Source organism: Sinorhizobium mexicanum (assembly GCF_013488225.1).
Lineage (GTDB): Bacteria > Pseudomonadota > Alphaproteobacteria > Rhizobiales > Rhizobiaceae > Sinorhizobium > Sinorhizobium mexicanum.
The window spans coordinates 113,335-135,867 of record NZ_CP041238.1 but is presented as its reverse complement, the minus strand read 5'-3'; the positions used below and the strand labels follow the sequence as shown (position 1 = coordinate 135,867).

The 22,533-nt window shown below is 61.7% G+C and carries 21 protein-coding genes and 2 pseudogenes; 17 read left to right on the top strand and 6 right to left on the bottom strand.

Annotation, left to right across the window (positions count from 1 at the left end; translation table 11 throughout):
• The first annotated feature begins 42 nt into the window (after positions 1-42).
• Together FKV68_RS00585 and FKV68_RS00580 are read left to right on the top strand one after the other, a co-directional pair.
• A complete protein-coding gene (locus FKV68_RS00585; RefSeq protein ID WP_180939631.1) occupies positions 43-2,028 on the top strand; it encodes an oxidoreductase in 1,986 nt (661 codons plus the stop codon).
• Positions 2,028-3,026, top strand: a complete 999-nt coding sequence (locus FKV68_RS00580; protein ID WP_180939630.1) for an Ldh family oxidoreductase — start codon at positions 2,028-2,030, stop codon at positions 3,024-3,026. The genes FKV68_RS00585 and FKV68_RS00580 overlap by 1 nt, the downstream gene beginning before the upstream one ends.
• On the opposite strand, the pseudogene FKV68_RS00575 reads toward FKV68_RS00580, so the two are convergent.
• Positions 3,023-4,217 (bottom strand): annotated as a pseudogene (locus FKV68_RS00575) (adenylate/guanylate cyclase domain-containing protein). The gene FKV68_RS00580 and the pseudogene FKV68_RS00575 sit on opposite strands and share 4 nt — an antisense overlap.
• Before the next feature lie 155 nt (positions 4,218-4,372).
• Here FKV68_RS00575 and FKV68_RS00570 point away from each other — a divergent pair.
• Both FKV68_RS00570 and pdhA read left to right on the top strand, forming a co-directional pair.
• The gene (locus FKV68_RS00570; protein WP_180939629.1) at positions 4,373-5,275 is read left to right on the top strand and encodes a LysR family transcriptional regulator; all 903 of its coding nucleotides are present in this window, start codon (positions 4,373-4,375) and stop codon (positions 5,273-5,275) included.
• Between the two features lie 780 nt (positions 5,276-6,055).
• Positions 6,056-7,033, top strand: a complete 978-nt coding sequence (gene pdhA, locus FKV68_RS00565; protein WP_245181995.1) for a pyruvate dehydrogenase (acetyl-transferring) E1 component subunit alpha — start codon at positions 6,056-6,058, stop codon at positions 7,031-7,033.
• 78 nt (positions 7,034-7,111) lie between these two features.
• Here pdhA and FKV68_RS00560 read toward each other — a convergent pair whose 3' ends face one another.
• A complete protein-coding gene (locus FKV68_RS00560) occupies positions 7,112-7,759 on the bottom strand; it encodes a TetR/AcrR family transcriptional regulator (RefSeq protein ID WP_180939627.1) in 648 nt (215 codons plus the stop codon).
• A gap of 88 nt (positions 7,760-7,847) precedes the next feature.
• Between FKV68_RS00560 and FKV68_RS00555 the strand changes: the two genes are divergently transcribed.
• The 11 genes from FKV68_RS00555 (at position 7,848) to ccoS (ending at position 17,777) form a co-directional block, all read left to right on the top strand.
• A complete protein-coding gene (locus FKV68_RS00555; RefSeq protein ID WP_180939626.1) occupies positions 7,848-8,945 on the top strand; it encodes an HlyD family secretion protein in 1,098 nt (365 codons plus the stop codon).
• Complete coding sequence (locus tag FKV68_RS00550; protein ID WP_180939625.1) at positions 8,942-10,528, top strand: DHA2 family efflux MFS transporter permease subunit; 1,587 nt, start codon at positions 8,942-8,944, stop codon at positions 10,526-10,528. Before FKV68_RS00555 ends, FKV68_RS00550 begins: the two co-directional genes overlap by 4 nt.
• Positions 10,529-10,541: 13 nt before the next feature.
• Entirely contained in the window at positions 10,542-10,745 is a 204-nt protein-coding gene (locus FKV68_RS00545; protein ID WP_180939624.1) for a hypothetical protein, read from the top strand.
• Positions 10,746-10,909: 164 nt separating this feature from the next.
• Positions 10,910-12,571, top strand: a complete 1,662-nt coding sequence (gene ccoN, locus FKV68_RS00540; RefSeq protein WP_180939623.1) for a cytochrome-c oxidase, cbb3-type subunit I — start codon at positions 10,910-10,912, stop codon at positions 12,569-12,571.
• A 5-nt stretch (positions 12,572-12,576) separates the two neighbouring features.
• The gene (ccoO, locus tag FKV68_RS00535; RefSeq protein ID WP_180939622.1) at positions 12,577-13,308 is read left to right on the top strand and encodes a cytochrome-c oxidase, cbb3-type subunit II; all 732 of its coding nucleotides are present in this window, start codon (positions 12,577-12,579) and stop codon (positions 13,306-13,308) included.
• Positions 13,305-13,481, top strand: coding sequence for a cbb3-type cytochrome c oxidase subunit 3 (locus FKV68_RS00530; protein ID WP_342454834.1), 177 nt, complete (start codon positions 13,305-13,307; stop codon positions 13,479-13,481). Before ccoO ends, FKV68_RS00530 begins: the two co-directional genes overlap by 4 nt.
• On the top strand, positions 13,472-14,344 hold the full coding sequence (gene ccoP, locus FKV68_RS00525) for a cytochrome-c oxidase, cbb3-type subunit III (protein ID WP_180939621.1): 873 nt from the start codon (positions 13,472-13,474) through the stop codon (positions 14,342-14,344). Before FKV68_RS00530 ends, ccoP begins: the two co-directional genes overlap by 10 nt.
• Complete coding sequence (locus tag FKV68_RS00520) at positions 14,344-14,577, top strand: hypothetical protein (protein ID WP_180939620.1); 234 nt, start codon at positions 14,344-14,346, stop codon at positions 14,575-14,577. Before ccoP ends, FKV68_RS00520 begins: the two co-directional genes overlap by 1 nt.
• 2 nt (positions 14,578-14,579) lie before the next feature.
• Positions 14,580-15,371 (top strand): DUF2189 domain-containing protein, encoded by a 792-nt coding sequence (locus tag FKV68_RS00515; RefSeq protein ID WP_180939619.1) that lies wholly within the window; start codon positions 14,580-14,582, stop codon positions 15,369-15,371.
• Between the two features lie 11 nt (positions 15,372-15,382).
• The gene (locus tag FKV68_RS00510) at positions 15,383-17,602 is read left to right on the top strand and encodes a heavy metal translocating P-type ATPase (protein ID WP_180939618.1); all 2,220 of its coding nucleotides are present in this window, start codon (positions 15,383-15,385) and stop codon (positions 17,600-17,602) included.
• Entirely contained in the window at positions 17,595-17,777 is a 183-nt protein-coding gene (gene ccoS / locus FKV68_RS00505) for a cbb3-type cytochrome oxidase assembly protein CcoS (RefSeq protein ID WP_180939617.1), read from the top strand. Before FKV68_RS00510 ends, ccoS begins: the two co-directional genes overlap by 8 nt.
• Here the strand turns inward: ccoS and FKV68_RS00500 are convergent.
• On the bottom strand, positions 17,768-17,998 hold the full coding sequence (locus FKV68_RS00500) for a hypothetical protein (RefSeq protein ID WP_180941590.1): 231 nt from the start codon (positions 17,996-17,998) through the stop codon (positions 17,768-17,770). The two genes, ccoS and FKV68_RS00500, sit on opposite strands and share 10 nt — an antisense overlap.
• A 62-nt stretch (positions 17,999-18,060) precedes the next feature.
• Between FKV68_RS00500 and FKV68_RS00495 the strand changes: the two genes are divergently transcribed.
• On the top strand, positions 18,061-18,675 hold the full coding sequence (locus FKV68_RS00495; protein ID WP_246452535.1) for a TetR/AcrR family transcriptional regulator: 615 nt from the start codon (positions 18,061-18,063) through the stop codon (positions 18,673-18,675).
• Between the two features lie 5 nt (positions 18,676-18,680).
• On the opposite strand, the pseudogene FKV68_RS00490 reads toward FKV68_RS00495, so the two are convergent.
• Positions 18,681-20,240 (bottom strand): annotated as a pseudogene (locus tag FKV68_RS00490) (sensor histidine kinase); the annotation flags it as partial.
• Positions 20,241-20,688: 448 nt separating this feature from the next.
• Here FKV68_RS00490 and FKV68_RS00485 point away from each other — a divergent pair.
• Positions 20,689-21,141: a hypothetical protein gene (locus tag FKV68_RS00485; protein ID WP_180939616.1), complete on the top strand. Its 453-nt coding sequence runs from the start codon at positions 20,689-20,691 to the stop codon at positions 21,139-21,141.
• 103 nt (positions 21,142-21,244) lie between these two features.
• Here FKV68_RS00485 and FKV68_RS00480 read toward each other — a convergent pair whose 3' ends face one another.
• On the bottom strand, positions 21,245-21,697 hold the full coding sequence (locus tag FKV68_RS00480) for a cupin domain-containing protein (RefSeq protein WP_180939615.1): 453 nt from the start codon (positions 21,695-21,697) through the stop codon (positions 21,245-21,247).
• Complete coding sequence (locus FKV68_RS00475) at positions 21,687-22,328, bottom strand: TetR/AcrR family transcriptional regulator (protein WP_180939614.1); 642 nt, start codon at positions 22,326-22,328, stop codon at positions 21,687-21,689. Before FKV68_RS00475 ends, FKV68_RS00480 begins: the two co-directional genes overlap by 11 nt.
• Positions 22,329-22,533: the final 205 nt, after the last annotated feature.

Here is a 22,533-nt window from a genome sequence, read left to right as displayed (position 1 = left end):
AGATCAGCGCGCGACCCCCGTTCCCCGTGCCGGAGATTCCTGATGCCCAAGCTCTTCCCACACCTGTTCTCACCTATCGAACTGGGTGGGCGCACCCTAAGAAACAGGATCGTCTTCGGAGCCCATACGGCGAACATGGCCGAAGGCGGCCTTCCGACCGAGCGGCATGCGGCCTACTACGCCGAGCGGGCGATCGGCGGAGCAGCGATGATCGTTGTGGAACCCATGCCGGTCCATCCCGCCGCCGTGCTGACGCGGGGGAACTTTCGCCCCTCGGACGACAGCGTGATCCCGCATTTCAGAAAGGTTGCCGCCGCCATCAAGGACAATGGCGCTGTCGCCATTCAGCAGCTCTATCATATCGGCGCTCACGGCGACTCGGACAATTCCTATCACCCGCATTGGTCGCCGTCAGGTCTTCCGAGCTATCATGACAGCGATGGCTCGCATCCGATGAGCGAGGCGGAAATCTGGGAAACGATCGACGGCTTTGTCCAGGCGGCACGCCGATGCCAGGAGGCGGGCTTCGACGGCGTCGAGGTCTGGGCCGCCTATCTCGGCCTGGTCGATCAATTCTGGACGCCTTGGTCGAACCGCCGGGACGACGATTGGGGCGGCTCTCTCGAAAACCGCACGCGAATGTCACGGGAGATCCTTACCAGGATCAGGGCAATCTGCGGATCCGACTTCATCGTCGGCCTCGCTGTCAGCGACGAGCCGGATTACAGCGTTGCGCTCTCCAGGGAGGCGCTTGCCGAGATCGTCGGCATGCATGACGAACTGGGGCTGATCGACTACGTCACCTGCGGGTCCGGCGGCTATCTGGATTTCCACAAGCTGATGCCCACCTTCCTCTACCCCGAAAAACTCGGGGCCGACCTGGCGGCGACGCTCAAGCGGACTGTGAAGAAGGCGCTGGTCATTGCCGAAAGTCATATCAGAACGCCGGAAAACGCCGAGACCGTACTCGGCGAAGGGGCGGCGGACCTGGTGTCCATCGTCCGCGGCCAGATCGCTGATCCGCATCTGGCCCGAAAGGCAAGCGACGATCGCCCGGACGACATCAGGGGATGCATTTCGTGCAATCAGATGTGTTGGGGCCGGCGCTCGCGCGACTACTGGATAAGCTGTCTCATCAACCCGTCCGCCGGACGGGAGTTTGAATGGGGCGGAGACCGCTTTACCCGGACTGCCGAACCGAAGAAGGTCCTCGTCGTGGGCGGCGGGCCGGCAGGGTTGGAAGCGGCACGGGTCGCTGCGGAGCGAGGTCACAAGGTCACGCTTGTGGAAGCCTCGAGCCGGCTTGGCGGCAGCTTCCTCCTCGCCGGCATGCAGCCACGTCGCGGGCAGATCCTCGATCTCATTCAGTGGTATGAGCGCCAGCTGGCCAAGCTGCAGGTCGATGTGCGTCTAAACTGTTATCTCGAGGCATCGGAGATTTCGGATTACGGCGCCGATTCCATCGTCCTTGCGACGGGCTCACTTTCGCCGGAAACCGGGTTTCAAAAGGCCCTGCCCGCGGTCGAGACACTGCCTGGAATGGAGAAAGGCAACGTGTTCGCCGTCGAGGCCATCATGGCGCGTCAAGCAAGACCTGGAAAGCGCGTTCTGCTCCTCGACGAAGGCGGTGGCTGGCGGGGCTGCGGCACGGCCTGGAAGCTTGCCGAGGACGGCCACGAGGTCACCATTCTCTCCCCGGACCCGTTCATCGGCAAGGAACTCCAGCGAACAACGGCCGACGTGCCGCTCCGGCGGATCCTGAGCAGGCTCAACGTCAACTCGCTGGTCGAAGTCAGCGTCGTCGAATGGCATGGGAACGGGGCCACGATCGTCGACCACAACACCGGGCAGCAATCCTTCGTCGAGGGCGACTGTCTCGTCCTCGCCACGACAAATATGTCGGCAAACTGGCTTGCCCACGATCTGCAGGGTCAGGACCTGGCGTTCCACCAAATCGGAGATTGCGCGGCCCCGCGGCAGGCTCCTTTTGCCTTCTACGAAGGCAGGAAAGTCGCATTGGAGCTCTGATGACGGATGAGCGGATCACGTTACCCGTTGCCGAGGCTCGGTCGCTCGCAACCGAGGCCTGCCTCTCCGCAGGTGCCAGCCATTTGATGACAAAGTCGCTCGTCGACGCGACGCTGTCTGCCATCGAGGTCGGCCGCGAGGAACTGGGGTTTCCACATTTCCTGGACTACCTGCAGAGCCTGCGAGACGGCCGCATTGACGGGCGTGCGAGCCCCCGCATCGTGCATCGGCTTCCGGCGCTCATTCACGCGGATGCCAATCGCGGAATCGCCCAGCTTGGCTTCGACCTCGTTTTTGGGGATCTCGTCAACCGCGCCCGCACCTTCGGTGTGGCAATCTTCACGCAGAAGAACAGCTATACGGCAGGAGAATTGGGATACTACGTCAGGCGCCTGGCTATCGACGGGCTGGTCTCGCTTGCGGTGGCCAACAGTCCTGCGGTGGTAGCTGCGGCACCGGGCGCAAAGGCTGTCTATGGGACCAACCCGCTCGCCTTCGGCGTTCCGCTGCCGGGATCAGAACGGCCGCTGGTCATCGATCAGTCGTCGAGCGCTACGGCATTCGTCAACATCGTTAGGGCTGCCACAGAGGGGCGCATTATTCCCGAGGGATGGGCCACCGATGAAAACGGCGAGGTGACCATCGATCCGCACAAGGCGCTGCGAGGAGCGCTGCTTGCCTTTGGCGGATCACGAGGAGCCAACATTGCCTTGATGGTCGAGGTTCTGGCGGCGGGTCTGTCGGGCGCATCCTGGTCACTCGACGCGCCCGATTTCAGATCCGGCGCTGAATGCCCCGGTACCGGCTTGACCGTTATCGCGCTGTCCCCGAGCGCGATCGAAGAGGACTTCGGCACTCGCATCGCCGAACAGGTCAGCCGCCTCGAGCAGTTCGGCGTATATATACCAGGCCAGAGATCAGCACCGGCGGCGAAGAGCGGCGCTGACTTCATCACCTTGGATGCAAAAATCCTGGCAGCCATCAAGAGTCACATCTAGTCGACCTCGCGTCGGACGGATGGAAATCGATCCAACGATCCGGGGTCGTTGGAGGCGACCGAAAAAAGCTCGAACTTCTCAGGGAAACCCTTGAGAGAATGTAGCCCGGCAGAGATCGCGGAGCCCGTCTCCACTTCCCTCATGAACGGCTCCGACATCAGGAGGGCTTCCCCGAGTTCGCTGCAAACTGATTGAATCCGGCTGACAAGATTGACATCGGCTCCGATCAACGTGAAGTCGAGACGCCGGCCGGAGCCGATGTTACCGTAGCTGACCTGGCCGTAGTGCAGAGCGATGCCGACCTTGAGGCCGATGCCTTGATGTTGGAAGCGGTCAATCTCCTCGACAATCGCCTGGGCGGCGGAAAGCCCCGAGGCGCAGGCCCTCGCCGCCTTCTCGGGTGATCGCCGGAATGATCCTGTCGAAATAGGCGTTCAGCAGGCCAAGGACCGCCTCACCGGGTAGCCGATTGGAGAGCTCGGTAAAGCCGCGAAGGTCGCAGAGCAAGAGCGCGGCTTCCATGGATTCGATCTCGCCCTGGCGGATATGGCCCGCGAGGATGCGCTGCGCCGTCATCGGCCCGATATAGGTATCAAGAAGGCTGAGCTCGACCTGACGCAGGATACGCAGCTCACTGGCATTGCGTAGCGCCGGCAAAATACGCTTTATCACCTGGCGATCGAAGGCCGTAAACCCGCCCGGCCGTCTGGTGCCGAAGGCGGCGGCGCCGACCGGACCATCAGCATTGCAGAGCGGTGCGATCATCAACTGCATGAGGCCGCGATTTGCAAAAACATCGAGATGTTGCCAGCGACCATGCGGGCTTTCGCCGGGACCTACGAGCAGCAGTGGTTCGCCGGTGTCCATAATCTTGCGGAGTGGCGTGTCCGCGGTGGCAACGCGGGACCCGTGCTCGCGATCGTAGATTTCGACCGGCTCACCGGGTGCCCAGGCGATGCTGCGGCCAATCAGTTCCGAATGCAGCGTCATCAGGTGAAGCGTCATGCGATCGATGGGAACGCCCAAAGCGCACAGGCGGCGGCCGAGACCGGAAAGGAGGCCCGCTTCAGCCGTCGCATGGCATTCGTCGCCAGCGAGCCAATCGATGATGCCCAGCAGAGCACCGGTGCCATCAGCGTTGCGCGGATCCAGATCCTCGGAAGGCGGTGCGATGTCGAGCATTCTGGCCATAGCCCTCTTCTCCTTTCAGGCGACGAGCCGACCTTTATCTCGACGGACCGGGCAGGACGCGCCGATCAGATGAAAAATGCCAGAAAGCGTGTTTCTTGATAATCTCCCCAAATCGGAAAGGATAATCAACTCTCAGTGGATAATCAGGGGACAAGATGGATCGACTGACCAGCCTCGTCGTCTTCGGCCGCGTGGTGGAATGTGGTGGCTTTTCCGCCGCCGCCCGGCGTCTCAAGATGTCAGTCACGATGGTGAGCAACCATGTTCAAGCACTCGAGAACCATCTCGGTGTACGGTTGCTCAACCGCACCACACGAAAAGTGAGCCTGACTGAGACCGGCAAGTATTACTATGAGCGTTCCGCGCAAATCCTCATCGATCTGGAGGACGCGGATCAAGCCGCTGCAGCGTTGAGCGCCACGCCACGCGGCATGCTGAAGATCTACACGAGCTCGGCAATCGTGCCTTTACTGCTGCCTGTGATCAGCGAGTACATGGCGCTCTTTCCATCAGTCTCGGTCGACTTTGACGTGGGCGAGCGGGCCGTCGACATGATCGAAGATGGCTATGACCTCCTGATCCGCACGACACCGCTTCCGGACTCCACCTTGATCGTGCGGAAGCTCACGGCTTGGCGGCATATCCTTGTCTGTTCGCCGGAATATCTTCGGGCGCATGCCGCGCCAACAACACCGGCCGAAATCTCGCGACACAATTGCCTGCGCTACACCTACTACCCCTACGGCGACGAATGGCGCTTCGAGGACGCCAAGGGACGGCAGAAGAGCGCGAAAGTGGGAGGCAATCTTGTATCAAACAGCGCCGAAACGCTGCGGTACATGGCGCTCACAGGCCAAGGCATTTTTCTCGCGCCGAGCTTCGTAGTGTTCGAGGATCTCGCCGAAGGGCGGCTAATGCGGATGATGCCAGAATATCGGGCCGTTGAGCTGAGTATCAATGCGGTCTATCCGAACCGCAGTCATCAACCTACAAAGGTTCGCCTGTTCGTCGATCTCCTGGCGGAACGGTTTTCCAAGCACCGGAAGTGGATGACGTAAGTCTTCAGGCATTTGGCTCGCGATTGCAGGACACGTCCTTCTGGCGGCTCACACGCGCTTCGGCATACGACTGTATAACTTGTTCGGACTCGACAGACGAAGGACTCTTGGAGGCCGCCTTGAGCGACTCTTGTCGCCTGCAAGGCAACCTCCAGATCGGAGAACCTTCATGCGCACGAGCCCGACGGACACAAGCCCTAGGGACGCGGGCCCGACAGGCACAAGGAACGGCCGAGTAACTTACCTGGCGGTAAAGTACCGTGGCTCGATGGTGCTGGTCGTTCGCGAGGGCAATCTGTTGCGCTTACCTCGGGTAACAGCCAAGGCGGGCGAGACTGCTCGCGCGCATTCAGTGCCACAACGACGCGAACCCCTTCGTCCAGAGCCGATGCGTCACGCTCTCCGCGTGCGGCACAGCTCGAAACCGGTCAGCCGGGGCGTGCTTGCGTTTGGTGTCCTCACCCTCCTTGGAGCGACATACATCCACGGATTCGGGATTCTTCGAAGCTGGCTCGTTTTTTAGGCAGCATCTATCTTGTCGGCGCAGCCTCGACCACCGCATCGACCTGCCCCGCCCCTGATCTCCGCGGGCCACAGGACCGGTGTGACTACACATAGGTTTAGGTTACGCTCGAAGGCTCCTGGCTCTATTACGCGGACCAGCGCTCTCGGGTCGGCGGCGACGGCCTGATCGAGATGAATACGCTTGCCCGCCGGGACCTGACCACCCTTCGATTGGGCGGGGCATGGTCATTTGACGAGAGATGTCGGGAGAAAATCATGGCACCGAAATTCGGCAGGGAAAAAGATTTGCACGCCTATCGCGAGATGCTGCTGATCCGCCGCTTCGAAGAGAAGGCCGGGCAGCTCTATGGCATGACGCTCATCCGCGGCTTTTGCCACCTCTATATCGGCCAGGAAGCCGTTGTCGTCGGCATGCAGATGGCGACGAAAGAGGGCGACCAGGTGATCACCGGATACCGGGACCACGGCCATATGCTCGCCTGCGGCATGCATCCGAACGGTGTCATGGCCGAGTTGACGGGGCGCCGCGGCGGCCTGTCGAAAGGCAAGGGCGGCTCCATGCACATGTTCTCCAAGGAAAAGCACTTCTTTGGAGGTCATGGCATCGTTGGCGCCCAAGTATCGCTCGGCACCGGCGTCGCGTTTGCAAACCGCTACAGGGATAACGGCAATGTCTGCCTGACCTATTTCGGCGAGGGCGCGGCCAACCAGGGCCAGGTCTACGAGAGCTTCAACATGGCCGCCCTGTGGAAGCTGCCCGTCGTCTATGTGATCGAGAACAACCGCTATGCCATGGGCACGGAGATGAGCCGCGCCTCGGCCCAGACCGATTACTCGAAACGCGGTGAATCATTCGGCATTCCCGGCGAGCAGGTGGACGGCACGGACGTCCGCGCCGTCTACGCCGCCGGGCAAAAGGCTATCGAGCATGCCCGCGCCGGCAAGGGCCCCTACATCCTCGAGATGCACACCTACCGCTACCGCGGCCACTCGATGTCCGATCCGGCGAAGTATCGTTCGAAGGATGAGGTGACCCGCGTTCGCGAGGAGCATGATCCCATCGATCTGGTCGGCCGCCGGCTGCAGGAGGACTGGAAGCTGTCTGAAGACAATCTGAAGGCGATGGACAGCGAGGTGCGCGACATCGTCAACAAGGCGACCGATTTTGCCACGCATGATCCGGAGCCTGATCCGTCCGAGCTCTACACGGAAATCCTGCTCCCGGCACACTGAACCTCAGGTTCAGGCTGGCTCATCGTTTCAGCGGACGATCGTCACAGGCAGTCGGATGTCCCGCATCCGCATCCATTCCTACGAGTCCCGGGCCGCGATGCCGTGCATGAAGATGGCGACCGCCTGCTCGACCGATTCAACCATTTCGGTCTCGTCCAGCGGGGCGCGAAGGCCGAGGACGACACGCAGGTACAGGTCATCGCGCAACATGCCGACAAAGCGCTCGGCCGCCCGCGCGCTGTCCTTGATCGAGATCGCACCACGGGCCTGAAACCGCTCCAAGACCTGCGCCAGGCTCTCGCTCACCCTGCCGGGGCCATTCTCGAAAAACTCTTGCGCCACGTCCGGCTGACGCGCGCCCTCGGCTATTACAGCGCGGTACAAGCCGAGCGTTGTTGGCGCCATCAAAACGCGGGTCACCTGCAGGCCAAACGTCCTGAGCGTGTCTCTTATATCCTTGCCCTCGACGTTCTCGGGCGAGGTCCCCCCGATCACCTTGCTCGATGCCTCGGCAACGAGCGCCAGGAACAATTCCTTCTTGCCGCCAAAGTGGCTGTAAATCGCCCGCTTCGAACCGCCGACCTTTCCGATGACGGCTTCGATGCTCGCTCCTTGATAACCTTCCTCCAGGAAGATTTCTGACGCCGCCTCAAGAATCGCGGTGCGAAGTTCCGCGCCACCGCGTCTTTGCCTGCGCTCGTGGGCGGTCTGCTGGATTTTGCTCATTTAATCGACGTTCTCCATTCGTGCTCTTGCACCGTAAGGTACTAACCGTTATCGATCAAGGGTAACGATCAGTACCTAGAGAGCACGTATGCCAGAGAAGAACCCGAAACGGAAAATCGTCCGTAACGTCGTCCTCGTCCTCCTTGCCACCGCCGCGCTCGCCTATGGTGCCCGATACGGTTGGCATTGGTGGACCGAGGGGCGGTATGTCGAGACGACGGACAATGCCTACGTTCGCGCAGACGTCACGCTGCTGGCTCCACGCATCTCGGGCTACGTCACGGCCGTCGAGGTCGTCGACAACCAAACGGTGCAGACTGGGCAGGTTCTGTTCAGAGTCGACGATCGGGATTATCGGGCTCGAGTCGATCAAGCTCGCGCCGATATCGCCTCGCGGCAGGCGGCGGTCGAAGGTGTGCGAAATCAGCAACAGCTCCAGCGGTCCGTCATCGCGCAGGCCGAGGCCGAGGCCCAGTCCGCTGCCGCCGAAGTTGAGCGCGCCAAGGCCGATCTGGACCGAGCCGCGCAATTGGTGCGGACGAATGCGGTATCGGTCCAGACCTTCGACCTCGCGCGTAGCAACGCCACGAAGGCTGCGGCGGCGCGCGCTGCGGCGGAGGCGAGGATCGTCTCGGAGCGGGGCCGGGTTTCGGTGCTTGCATCACAGGAGTCTGCCGCAACAGCGGCTTTGGCGCAGTCGCGGGCGGCGCTCGCTCTTGCCCAGATCGACCTCGACAACACTGTCGTGCGCGCCCCGATTGCGGGAACTGTCGGCAATCTCCAGGTTCGCGTGGGGCGATACGTCCAGCCAGGCACACAGATGCTGGCTATCGTGCCGATCTCCAACGCCTATGTGATCGCAAACTTCAAGGAGACGCAGGTCGGCGAGATGCGTGTCGGGCAAAGCGTCGAGCTCGAAGTCGACTCCTATCCCGGGCTTGCCGTGACCGGACGGATCGACAGCCTTTCGCCTGCCTCGGGCGCGCAATTCGCCCTCCTTCCGCCAGACAACGCCACGGGGAACTTCACCAAGGTCGTTCAGCGTATTCCGGTCAAGATCCTGATCGACCGTGGCAGTGTGCTCGCAGGTGAACTGCGTCCTGGAATGTCGGTCATCGCCAGAGTCAATACCCGAAATGGCGAAACCCTCGCGCGGGCCGATGGAGTCGAGGTCTCGCACCGATGAGTGCCCTCGCTGCAACCGCGCAGTCGGCGCCCCAGGAGCCGACCGTCCCACTCCGGAGCTGGCTGTCCGTACTGGGCGGCGTGCTCGGCGCGTTCATGGCGGTCCTCAACATCCAGGTGGTGAGCGCCTCGCTCGCCGATATCCAGGGTGCGCTCGGTGCGTCGATAGACGAGGGTTCATGGATATCGACATCATACCTTATCGCAGAAATCATCGTTATCCCGCTTACGGGTTGGCTTTCGCGAGTCTTCAGCATCAAGCGCTACATCCTCGGCAACGTCTTCTTCTTCGTCGTCTTCATGATTGCCGGCGGCTTTGCCTGGAACTTGGAAGCGATGATCGTCCTTCGGGCGCTGGCCGGCTTCTTCGGTGGAGCCCTCATCCCGGTCGCCTTCACCATCATCCTGACAAAGCTGCCGCCGGCAAAGCAAATGGTCGGCTTCGCGCTCTTCGGGCTTACCGCCACGCAAGCACCCTCTGTCGGCCCCGCGCTCGGCGGCTGGCTCTCGGACAACTACGGCTGGCAGTACATATTCTACATCCAGATCGTTCCCGGCGTGATCATGTTTGCCTTGCTTTCGCGAGGGCTCGATGACGAACCGATGAGCCTTGGCCTTCTTAAAAAAGGCGACTGGCTCGGTATCGGTACGATGGCGGTGGGCCTCGCAGCGTTGGAGCTGATGCTGGAAGAGGGAAATCGGGAAAACTGGTTCGATTCCGAATTTATCGTCAAGAATGCGTGGATCGCCGCATTCTTTCTCATTGCATTCGTCGTCATGCAGCTTCGGCGGAAGGAGCCCTTGGTCAATCTCCGGCTCTTCAGCGACCGAAACTTCACTGTCGGATGTGCAGTGAACACCATCCTTGGCATAGGCCTCTTCGGTACTGTGTACCTTGCCCCCCGGTACCTCGCCCAAATCCAAGGCTTTAGTGCATTCCAGATTGGCGAAGTGATGATGTGGCTGGGAATACCACAGCTTTTCGTCGTGCCGATTGTCCTGCGGCTTTCGGCCTGCGTCGACACCCGGTTCTTGCTGGGCTTCGGCTGCCTGTTGTTTTCCATCAGTTGCTTCCTGAACATTCACATGTCCGCCGACTCCGCATACGACCAGATGGTCTGGTCCAATGTCGTCCGGGCAATAAGCTTGCCGTTCATCATGCAGCCGGTTTCCGGCGTCGCGACCGCCAGTATCGCACCGGCGCAAGCAGGTTCCGCGTCGGGTCTTTTCAACGTCATGCGGAATCTTGGTGGCGCTGTCGGCATATCCATGGTCGGGGCAGTGCTGACCTGGCGACAGCACTTCCACTCCAACATCATTACCGAACATCTGTCTCCGCTTGAGCCGGCCGTGCAGGAGCGCGTCGCTTCGCTCACTCAGCGCTTCATGTCGCTGGGATCGGGGACAGAGCTGGCGCAGATGCGTGCCCTTTCCGCGATCGACCGTGTCGCGAGGCGTGAGAGCTTCATCATGGCCTTCAGTGACTGCTTTTTTGCCATCGGCGTTGCGTTCCTCGTCGCATTCGCTCTCGTGCTTCTCCTCAAGCGCGCAAAACCCGGTTCCGGCGCCCCCGGTGCACATTGAGGGGAGGTGCCGCATGGGTGCCAACCAATATGAGCTCGGCCTCGAAGAGTTGCTGCAGGACCCGATCGTTCAACTTGTCATGAGGCGGGATGGCGTCGCGCCGGATGACATCCGAGCGCTCGTCAGCCGGCTAAGGAGCCAGTCCGATGCTTCCACAAAAGCCGTGGGAGGCGAGAGACAAAACGCGCTGGAGAGGAAGCCAAACCATCATGACTAGTCGGCATTTTGTCTCCGAAGCTTCCGGCTTCCATCTGGCGGGAGCCGTGCGAGCCGGGCGGCTACCTATACTGTTGTATCACTAGTCGCGGCAGCCGTCGGCAACCAAGGTGGGGCGCATTGGGCGCAACCCAGCGCTCAAAAAGAAGTCAGGAAAGTCCGGCAATGCTGTCGCAATTGACGAAGGGCGAGCGCCAGGGAGCGTTGATCATTCTGCTTGCCATGTCGCTGCTGGGAGTCGCGATCGCGGCTGGCGGGCGAGGCGATCCGATTGCAACACACGGTTTCCTCATCCTGATCCTGTCGCTCGGCATGGCCGTTCCGATCATGCGTAATCTCTTCGACCCCGAACCTTCGAGCGCACGACTGCGCAGCTACTACGACGATCCCAGCAAAGTCGGCATCGTGCTGACGATGGCGTGGGCCGCATTCGCCCTTTTCATGGGCGATTGGGTGGCATGGCTGCTGGTCAATCCGAACCTGACATTCGACGGGGCGTGGTCGAGCTTCGGGCGCCTTCGCCCGGTCCACACCACCGGGGTGATCTTCGGGTTCGGCGGCAACGGGCTGATTGCGACGTCCTTCTACGTCATGCAACGCACCAGCCGTGCGAGGCTCGCGGACCAGCTGAGCCCCTGGTTCGTTCTGATCGGCTACAACCTGTTCTGCGTCCTCGCCATCACCGGCTATATACTCGGCATCACGCAGTCCAAGGAATATGCCGAACCGGAATGGTATGCCGATCTGTGGCTGCTCGTCGTGTGGGTGGTCTATTTCATCCTGTACCTGCGCACCCTATCGCGCCGCCAGGAACCACATATCTACGTGGCCAACTGGTACTACATGGCGTTCATCGTCGTTGTCGCGATGCTGCACATCGTCAATAACCTCGCCGTGCCGGTCTCTATCGTCGGCGCCAAGAGCCATTCGCTTTTCTCCGGGGTTCAGGATGCACTGACCGAATGGTGGTACGGTCACAACGCGGTCGCCTTCTTCCTGACGTCAGGCTTCCTGGGGATGATGTACTACTATCTCCCCGTTCGCGCAGGGCGGCCGATCTTCTCCTACAGGATGTCCATCATCAGCTTCTGGGGCATCACCTTCATGTACATGTGGGTCGGCTCCCACCACCTGCATTACACAGCGCTGCCGCAATGGGTGCAAACGCTTGGAATGACCTTCTCGCTGGTTCTTCTGGTCCCCTCGTGGGGCTCGGCCGCCAACGCGCTGCTGACGCTCAACGGCGCCTGGCACCGCGTGCGCGACGACGCGACCTTGCGGTTCATGATGGTTGCGGCCGTATTCTACGGGCTGACGACCTTCGAGGGATCCTTCATGGCGATCCGCCCGGTCAACTCGCTCTCGCATTACACGGACTGGACGGTCGGCCACGTCCATGCGGGCGCGCTCGGCTGGGTGGCGATGATTACCTTCGGTGCGATTTACGCGTCCGTCCCCTGGCTGTGGAAGCGGGACCGCATGTATTCGCCGGCGCTGGTCGAACTGCACTTCTGGCTCGCGCTGGCCGGCACGTTGACCTACGTCTTCGCCATGTGGAATTCGGGCGTCATCCAGGGGCTGATGTGGCGCACCTACACCGAGAACGGCAACCTCGCCTATTCCTTCATCGACTCGCTGGTGGCCATGCGACCCTATTACATCGCCCGCGCGATCGGAGGCCTTCTCTTCCTGCTGGGCGCGCTGGCCGCCTGCCTCAATATCTATCTCACGATACGCCACGCACCGCTGGCGAGTGACGCCGAAGGAAGCCAGTCGAAGCCTCTCTACGGCGAGCCGGCCGGTGGATCGCTGCAACCTGCGGAGTAAGCACCTTGTTCAAACTCCACTACAAGCTCGAGCGACGCGCCATCGGCCTCACGCTTGCGATTATCGGAGCGGCCAGCATCGGCGGGATCGTTGAAATCGCACCGCTTTTCACGATCGACGAGACGGTCGAAGCCGCCCCCGACATGCGCGTCTATACGCCGCTGGAGCTTGCGGGCCGCAACATATACATGCGCGAGGGCTGCTATGCCTGCCATTCGCAGATGATCCGCACGCTCAAGGACGACGTCGATCGCTACGGCCACTACAGCCTGGCGGTCGAGTCGAAATACGATCATCCCATGCTCTGGGGCTCGAAACGCACCGGTCCCGACATCGCCCGTCTCGGCGGCAAATATTCCGACGAATGGCATGTCCGCCACCTGATCAACCCGCGTGATGTCGTACCCGTCTCGATCATGCCCGCATACGGCTGGCTGATGGAAAGAACGCTGAGGATGGACGATCTTTCGGGTCAGCTCGCAGCGCAGCGGGCGGTCGGCGTTCCTTATACCGGGGAGATGATCGCCAATGCCGCCGCGGACGCCTACGGTCAGGCGAACCCGGACAGCAACGCCTCGGCGGCAGTGGCCGAGCGTTACGGAGAGGCCACGAACGTCCGCACGTTCGACGGTAACGCACAACGCCTCACCGAGATGGACGCACTCGTCGCCTATCTTCAGATCCTGGGCAATCTCGTCGACGTCAACCAGAAGACCGCGGCTGCGGAGACGGAGTGACCGTGCCTATCTCGTACGAAACACTGGTCTGGATCGCCAAGACATTTGGCCTTCTCTATCTCATCGCCCTGTCGATCATTGTCCTTTGCTACGCCTACTGGCCTTCCAAAAGGAAAGAGTTCGAAGAAGCCTCAGTCATCATTTTCAACAAGGAAGACCGGCCGTGGCAATAGAGGAACGTGACCCGCTGACGGGCCACAAAACGACAGGGCACGAGTGGAACGGCATCAAGGAGCTGAACACGCCAGTCCCGCGGGCCGTTTACTTCTTCCTGATCGCCACGACGTTATTTTCGCTGATCTATTGGATATTCATGCCGGCCGTGCCGCTCGGCTACACTTACACCAAGGGCATCCTCGGCTACGACGAGCGCGATGTCATTCGCCGGAAGCTCGAGCGCGCGGCGCTCGAGCAGGCGCCCTGGCGTGCGGCGATAGAAAAGCAGGGCTTCGATGCGATCGAGGCGGACGGGGACCTGATGCAGAAGCTGCGCGAGGCGGGCCGTGCGCTATTCGGCGGCAATTGCGCGGTTTGCCATGGGATCGACGCCGGGGGCAATGCCGGCTTCCCCAATCTCGCAGCCGGGGTGCTGAACTGGGGCGACTCGCCGGAGGCAATCCAGGAAACGATACGCGTCGGCATCAACTCCCGGCATCCAGACACCAGAACCGCTCAGATGCCGGCCTTCGGCAAGGAAGGCATGCTGCCACGCGCAGATGTCAAGGCGGTGATCACCTATGTGCGTGACATCGGCAAGAGCGGATCGGATCACGCCGCGATGACCCAACCGAAGGGGTTGGAGATTTTTCAGAACAATTGCGCCGCCTGCCATGGCGACGATGCCCGCGGCCAGGTCGATCTCGGTGCACCGAACTTGACGGATGCGAGCTGGCTCTATGGCGGCGATCTTCAGACGATCCATGACACGGTCTGGCACGGGCGCCAGGGGCGGATGCCGAGCTGGGAAAACAGGCTCGGGCCGGTCGATATCAAAATACTGGCCACCTACCTGCACGATCTCAGAAAGGAACGATGATGAGCGGCACTTCGAGAGGGCGTGTCGGCCGCACGGGCATCGCGCTCGGGATCGCCTTCGGGGTCGCGCTTGTCGCGAGTGCCAATGCACATCTCGTTTACGTCGCCGTCACGTCGCAGCCGGACTGCGTCCCTCATCGGCGCGTGGGAGAGACCTCCACGCAAACGGCATTTGCCGCGGCGCAATCCGAGTGCCGCATCTCGAACGCATCTGAAACCGACCGCGAGCGATGACCATGACCGACCTTCCCAATGTCGTACCTGCGGAGCCACGCGAGAATATCTGGCAACGAAATCTGCCTGCGAGCGCAGCCTTCGACTGGCTGCGCAAGGGAACGCGGGATTTTCTGACGGGCATGCATCAGGGCGTCGCCTATGGACTTCTGGTCTACGCCGTCGTGGCAAGCAGCGTCTGGCTCCTGTTCGCGACCGGAAAGGACTACATCCTGCTGCCGGTTCTGGCGGGGTTCATGGTCGTCGGCCCGATCTTCGCGATGGGGCTCTATGAGAAGAGCAGACGCCTTTCGACAGGCGCGCGCGTGACCTTTGCCGATATGATTTTCGTCCGCCCCGTCGCCGGCTATCAGGTCGTGTTCACCGGCGCCCTCCTTTGTCTGCTGATGGTCGTCTGGCTGCGCGCGGCCGTCATTGTCTATGCCCTGTTCTTCGGGCTGCTGCCGTTTCCCGGCCTTGATAACATCGTGACGATGCTCTTCCTCACACCGATCGGATGGGCGATGCTGGTGGTCGGCAGCGCCGTCGGTGGACTTTTCGCGTCGTTTTCATTCGCGATCGGCGCGATCTCGCTTCCCATGCTTTTGCAGGAGCGCTCCGACGCGCTCACCGCCATGGGCACGAGCATGGCGCTCGTTTGGAACAATCTTGGCGTGATGCTCATCTGGGCGGGCATCGTGCTTGCCTTGTTCGTACTCTCGGTCGCAACCGGTTTCCTCGGCCTGATTGTCATTTTTCCGGTTCTCGGTCACGGCACCTGGCACTGCTATCGCGCACTGCGCACCTCCGCCTGAGGTCGCCCCGCATGGAGATCGTCAATGCATCCCCGGTGACAAGAGCGGATCGCGGCACCGAAGATGGGGCCAGCGAGCTTCGTTTGATCAGCCGCCGGCAGTCCAAGTCGGGCTTCAGGACTGAACTCGTCGTTCCGTCGATGCATTGCGGCGGATGCATGCTCAAGGTCGAGACATCGCTTGCCAGGCTGCCGGGCGTCACCAGCGCACGCGCCAACCTGTCGACGAAGCGTGTTGTAGTCGAATGGAGCCAGCAAGGCGAAGCGCCGGCATTGGTGGAGACGCTCGATGCGATAGGCTTTCCCGCCCACGCGGCGGAAGTACCGGAGGAGGAGCATGACGGAGAGTTCCGCGCCATGCTGCGTGCGCTTGCGGTCGCCGCCTTCGCATCCAGCAACATCATGCTGCTGTCCTTTGCCGTCTGGTTCGGCGCCGATCCGCAGACCCGGCAGCTCTTCCATCTGATCTCCGGCGTGATCGCGCTGCCGACCGTCCTTTATTCGGGGCAGGTGTTTTTCCGCTCCGCGTGGACCGCGCTCAGGCACGGACGCACCAACATGGACGTGTCGATTTCCATCGGCGTGACACTGACCTTCGTTCTGAGCGTCTACGAAACCGCCGCCCATGGCGCCCATGCCTATTTCGATGCGGCCGTTTCGCTGCTGTTCTTTCTGCTGATCGGCCGGACGTTCGACCACATGATGCGAGCGCGCGCCCGCAGCGCCGTGTCTGGCATCGCGCGGCTCGCCTCCCGGGGCGGCTATGTCATCGAAGCCGACGGGCGACAGCGCTATTATCCTCTGGCCGAGATCCTCCCCGGCATGCGCCTGTCGCTCGCGGCGGGCCAGCGCGTTCCCGTCGACGCGACGATCGTTGCCGGCGCCTCCGAGATCGACTGCTCGCTCACCAGCGGCGAGAGCATACCCGTGCCGGCGGGTATCGGGCACGAGCTTCAGGCCGGAACGCTCAATCTTGGCGCTCCCATCGAAATAGTCGCGCTCCGCCGGTCGGATGAGTCGTTCCTGGCAGAGATGACCCGAATGATGGAGGCGGCGGAATCAGGTCGCAGCGGGTACAGGCGGATCGCCGACCGTGCATCCGCTCTCTATGCGCCCGTCGTCCATGCCGCAGCCTTCTTAACGTTTCTCGGATGGCTGGTGGCGGGAGCCGGCCTTCACCACGCGGCAACGACCGGCATTGCAGTGCTCATCGTCACATGCCCCTGCGCGCTCGGCCTTGCCGTGCCGATGGTGCAGGTCGTCGCCGCCGGACGGCTGTTCCGCGGTGGCATCCTGATCAAGGACGGCGGCGCGCTGGAGCGCCTATCGGAGATCGACACCGTGGTCTTCGACAAGACGGGCACCTTGACCCGAGGCCAACCCGAACTTCTGCCGCCGGACGATGTGGACGACCGCGATGCCATGGCGCTCGCCGCCGGAATTGCCCGCCATTCCACGCATCCCTACTCCCGCGCCATCGCCGCCGCGTTTCCCGATGCTGCGACCGTCTCTGCGGCGCTCGTCGGCGAAGTACCCGGCTACGGGGTCGAGGCCGGGGTCGGCGGGGGCCTCTACAGGCTCGGCCGCCCGCAATGGGCCGCTCCCCACGTCGCTGTCCCGGAGGGCGCCAGCGTCGTCTTCAGCCGCGACGGAGCACTGGTCAGGACATTCCGCTTCGAGGACCGGCTGCGAAGCGACGCCGAGGATTGTGTCAGGCGGCTCAAAGCAGAGGGGCTGCAGGTGGAGATGCTGTCGGGCGACCGGCAGAACGCGGTTGCCGAGATCGCGAAACGCCTGGACATTCCGTTCATCGCGGAAGCGACGCCGGCGGGCAAGGTCGGGCGGCTCGACGCGCTCCGTAGCGAGGGCCGCCGGGTCCTGATGGTCGGCGATGGGCTGAATGACGCAGCGGCACTGGCGGCAGCGCATGTCTCCTTCGCGCCGGCCTCCGCCTCCGACATCGGCCGGACCGCCGCAGATCTGATCTTCATGCATGAAGGCCTCTTGGCCGTCGAGCGCGCCTACGGGATTTCCCGCGACAGCGCAGCTCTCGTCCGGCAGAATTTCGCGCTGTCGATTGCCTATAATGTGCTTGCCGTACCGATCGCAATTTCGGGCTTCCTGACGCCGCTTCTCGCATCCGTCGCCATGTCGTCCTCCTCCGTGATCGTCGTCGCGAATGCGCTGCGTCTCAACCGCGGAAGGTATGAGAAGGCCGGGCTCCATGGGTGATGCGATGTTTCTTGTCCCGCTTGCGGTCCTGATGAGCGGCGGGGCGCTCGCCGCGTTCATCTGGAACCTGTCGCATGGTCAGTACGAGGATCTTGCCGGCGCGGCGGAACGCGTTCTCTATGATAATCGGGAACGCCCCGGCAAGGCTCCCGAGGCGGCTTCGGATCAATCTTGATCGGACGAGGCCTTCTGCGGCGGATCTCCCCATTGCACATCTAACTCTTTGAAATCACCCAATTCCGGACGGAAAACCGTTACACACTTTTCCTGGAATTGCTCTAAATCGCGGCCGATCCAAAACATGCGGCGATTCAAAGTGCTACAGCGTGCCTTGCGCATCTGATAGGACGCGCCGCAGCAGGCGGCGGAGCCCTCGTCGCTTTCGCCCTTTACCATTGACATCAACGGTAATGATCATTACCCCTGAAAGGGTGCATCATCAAGAGAGGTCAAAAGCTGTGGCTGCAGCAACATCGGGGCGGTTGAAAAGTCGTCGGCAAGCCCTTCTTCAAGCGGCGGCCGAGGTCTTTTTCGAGCAAGGTTACGCGGCGACGAGCATTGATGCGATCATCGAACGCGCCGGCGGATCGAAGCGCAACATCTACAATGAGTTCGGCAGCAAGGAGGGCCTGTTCTCTGCTATCGTCGCCGAAAGCGCGGACAAGCTGCTGTCGACGCTGGTCATCGAGGAGATCGAAGGGCACGATCTGGAGGAGACGCTTACGGCGTTTGGCCGGCGTCTCATGGGTCTTTACATGTCGCCCACCCTGATCGGCATTTACCGAATTGCCATCACCGAGGCCAACCGTTTCCCTGATCTCGTCAAGGCGTTCTATGAACAGGGGCCGGGCCGAGCCACCTCCCGGCTCGCCGAGGTCCTTGAATTCGCCAGCAAGCGGGGGGAAATTCGCGCCGATGACTGCCTGCGCGTGGCCGGGCACTTTGTCGGCATGATCCGCGACAACCTTCTTCAGGTGATTTTTGCGCTCCGCCCACCGCCGTCCGACGAAGAGGCGCAGGAGGCGGTCGCTTCCGCCGTCAAGGTCTTCCTCAATGGAGTCCGGCCTCGGTAGAGCGTCTATTCTCCATCGTGAGAAAATCGAGCCGTCGCTGCGTCGACCGGCAGCGTAAAGATAAACGTCGCTCCAAGCGGGTCGTTGTTCTCCGCCCACAATTGTCCGCCGTGAGACTCGACGATCGAACGGCAGATCGCGAGCCCCATGCCCATGCCGTGACCCTTCGTCGTAAAGAAGGGCTCGAATATCCTGTCGGGAAAATCGATGCCTGGGCCGCGGTCACTGATCTCGGTCTGGACCACTTCCCCCAATCGCCGAACGCGCATCCGAAGGACCCGGTCGCTGGCAACGGACTCCATTGCCTCCAGGCCATTGCGCGCGAGATTGATCAGGACCTGCTGAATCTGGACGCGATCGACCGTGACGGGCGCAAGGTCGCTCTCGACCTCGACCTCCATGCGGACGCGCCGGCGCGCCGCCTCCTCGGCCATGAGGTCCCGCGCCTCCACGACAAGGCTTCCGAGCGCCATCGGATCCCTCGTCCCCACGGATTGCCTGAACAGGGCGCGGACGCGGCTCACGACGTCGGCGGCGGCGTTTGCGGCACGCGTGATGCGCTCGACGGTCTTCTGCGCCCGCTCGATGTTCGGCGGCTCCGTCGTAAGCCACCGCTGGCAGACGTTCGAGGAGGTGATCACAGCGGTTAAGGGCTGGGTGACCTCGTGCGCGATGGAAGCGGAGAGTTCGGCAAGGCTCGCCGCCTGGCTCGCACGCGCGAGATTTTCCTGAGCGAGGCGCAATTCCTCCTGTGCGCGCACCCCGTCGTCAACGTCGAGAGAAACGCCGTACCATTGCACGATCCTCCCGTCTTGATCGCGCTGAGGCTCGCACCTGCCCTCCATCCAGCGATAGGCGCCATCTTTCCCAAGCCGGCGGTACCGCATCACAAAGGCCTTGCCGGTCTCGATGCTGTTCGCAACGGTACGCTGCACCTCAAGAGCGTCTTCGGGATGCACCAGCTCTTGCGCCGCGCTCGCAAAATCCTCAAGGTTCGCGTCGGAGAGGCCGAGATGGTCCACGAGTCGCTTGCTGACGTATGACAGCTCTCCTTCGGGCGTCCAACTCCAGATGTGAACCGGCAAGGCGTCGATCAATTGCTGAAGCTTCCTTTCGCTTCGGCGCAACGCTTCCTCGGCGTGCATCTGATCGTCTATATCGTGACAAAGGCCGTACCACTGGACGATGCGTCCGTCGTCGTCCCGCATCGGCTCCGCGCGGCTTGACATCCAGCGATAGACGCCGTCAGCGCGGCGAAGGCGATACAGCATGGAAAAGCACTTGCCGGTAACGAGGCAGTGCTCGAGCGCGTCCGCCATATCGGCAGCGTCGTCGGGATGGACGATTGCCTGCACGAGCGCGCCCCGCCGACTCATGTCAGGCTTGTCCGTGTCCCCCACGCCCAAGCCGAGAAAGTCCATCATCTGCTTGTTGAAGTAGGTCGGCTCACCGTCGGGCGTCAATCGCCAGAGGTGGCCGGGAACCATGTCGATCAGTTGCGAGAGCTCCCGCTCCCGCTCCTGCAACGCCTCTTTGGTTTGCTTGTAGGCGTCGATGTCGATCGATGAACCAAACCCTTTGTTGTCAGGTGGCGCCACGGCGACCTCCGGTAATTGGCGTTACCGTTAGCACCTACGGTAATGCACGTTACCGTTCAAGAGGGCACGATGACACGGGGAAGAACAGGAGGGACCTGCAAGGACATGCCACGAACGCAAATTACCGGCACTGAAGCCACAGACACTAAGGTTCCCCGCACTGAACATTACAATATGTTCATGAAATAGGCGGCGAAAGCAGTTGTTTATCGATCACAACATCAAGTAGAATCCGGCCAAAAATTGGCTGAGCGACAATGATAAACCTTAATTATTGTTAACGTGATTTGTGATTACACCCATTATATAAAGATGGTCGAGGCTGGATACTGCCGGCGATCAACGTGATCGCGACGCGACAGTGTGAGACGGCCCCGCGGAAGCTCATAGCTTCCAATGATCAAGGAGACGCAAAATGCGCTCACTTATCACGACATCAGCAATCGCAACTCTCGCCCTGTCACTCGTGGGAGGTAGCGCCTTCGCGGCCGGACAGCACCATAACGCGGCAGCTTCGAGCGGTCCCGAAAACGGCGATTATTACCAGGGCGTATTTCCCAATGACGGGGCGATGACAGCCCCGGCACCGGCTGTCCAAACGAGGATACCCACTGCGTCCGTACAGGAGCCGCGGCTCGCCAATATCCTCCATGAGCTTCGCTCGGCAGACCGGCGCATCAAGTCGGAGCGCTCCGAAGGCAAGCTGAGTTCCGTGGCCTTCAACAGGCTCCACCGCGAGGAACGGAACATCAGGACCGAAGCAACGGGAGTCGCAGCCACGCATCACGGCATGATACCGCTCCGGTCCTATGCCCGATTGCAGCAAGATGTGCGCGGCCTTGACAGAAACATCGCCCGATCGGCTTGATGTCGGGCCGCTCCTCAGCACTATCGCCGGGCCGTTTCCAAGGAAACGCTCCGGCGTCCTGCCGAAGGACCACCTTCGTCGCGCGCTTCAGCGGCAGCACCACTCAAGCCGCAATCGTCAGCGTCTCGATGCCATGACGTTGCATGGCTGAACCGATCCGGGCGAAATCCGGCTGCGACTGTGGTTCGCTGGTGCCGATGTCGCGGAAGAAAGCGATCATGGAAGATTCAAGCAGGACGAGCATTCGTGCCGTGCGGCCGCTGTCGTTCGAGTAGTTGTGCGGCGTCATCGAGCCGATATGGATCGCGGTGCGGGGTCCTGCAACCGTTACATCCGGCGGACCGTCGGCCGCAAAGCGGCGAACCGTTACCTCGCCTTCCGTCACGTAGAACATTTCCGGCGAAGCGTGGGCATGGGGCGGCGTACCGGAGCCCGGCGGAATCTCGACCTCGATCAGTTCGAGGCCCGAGCCAGCGATGCCGCCAAGGAACCGGATGCGGTCGGCAACGACCCAGAGGGTTTCGCCGCTTTCAGAAGTAGTGACGTCAAACTTCATCGCTTGTCTCCTTTGGTTGCGATGAGACGTCCGCAGGTGCGTGGCTGGATGTGACCGCGGACAGGATCACCTCAAGCGCCCAGGATGCGACCTCGCCGGCCTGGGCGCCGGTGAGACCGCCATAGTCCTTCAGGACCTCCCATGCGGAGGCCGAGAAGAGCAGGTGCGCCAGTGCCTCGACCTTCCAGGCCTCGGAGGCCGGAAGGGAAGCAATGGCCGGAGCCAACGCCCGCGCGAAATGCACGCGCCGGGCCGCAACCGTACCGATCCGCATCTCGCGACCGGCCTTGGAGTGCAGCGAGGCGCGGATCGCCGGTTCGTGCAAATCGAACCGCGGAAAGGCTTGTCGTGGGCCATCGACGACTTCCTTCACCGTCAACGGCGTCACAGAAGTGCCAATTCGGGCGTTAAGCCAGGGCCAGAAAGCGGCGAGCATTTCGTCCTTGGTCGCGAAATGGCGAAAGATCGTCCTGCGCTGCACTCCGGCCTTTTGCGCAATCGCTTCCGTGGAGACATCGTCCGCGGCACCGGCCGAGTCCAGCAACTCGAACAGCGCGGTCAGGATTGCCTCCCGCGTCTCGCGCGCCTTTTCTGCGCGCAAGGGGCTGTTGTAGGTGCGGAGGTTGGCCATGCAGTTTGCTCCATATTTCGAGACACATTCTGTGACATTAAATTCGGCTACGGTCAATTGGTGGCACAGCAAGTGACGCGAAAAACACGCCGACGACTTGTTCGGCGACGAGGCCGGATGAGGAAAATTGCGCGCGTTTTCCGCCCAACCCGAAATCATAACGTGATCTGGGGGAGAGGGCTGCAGGGATCACCGGCCGCTATTG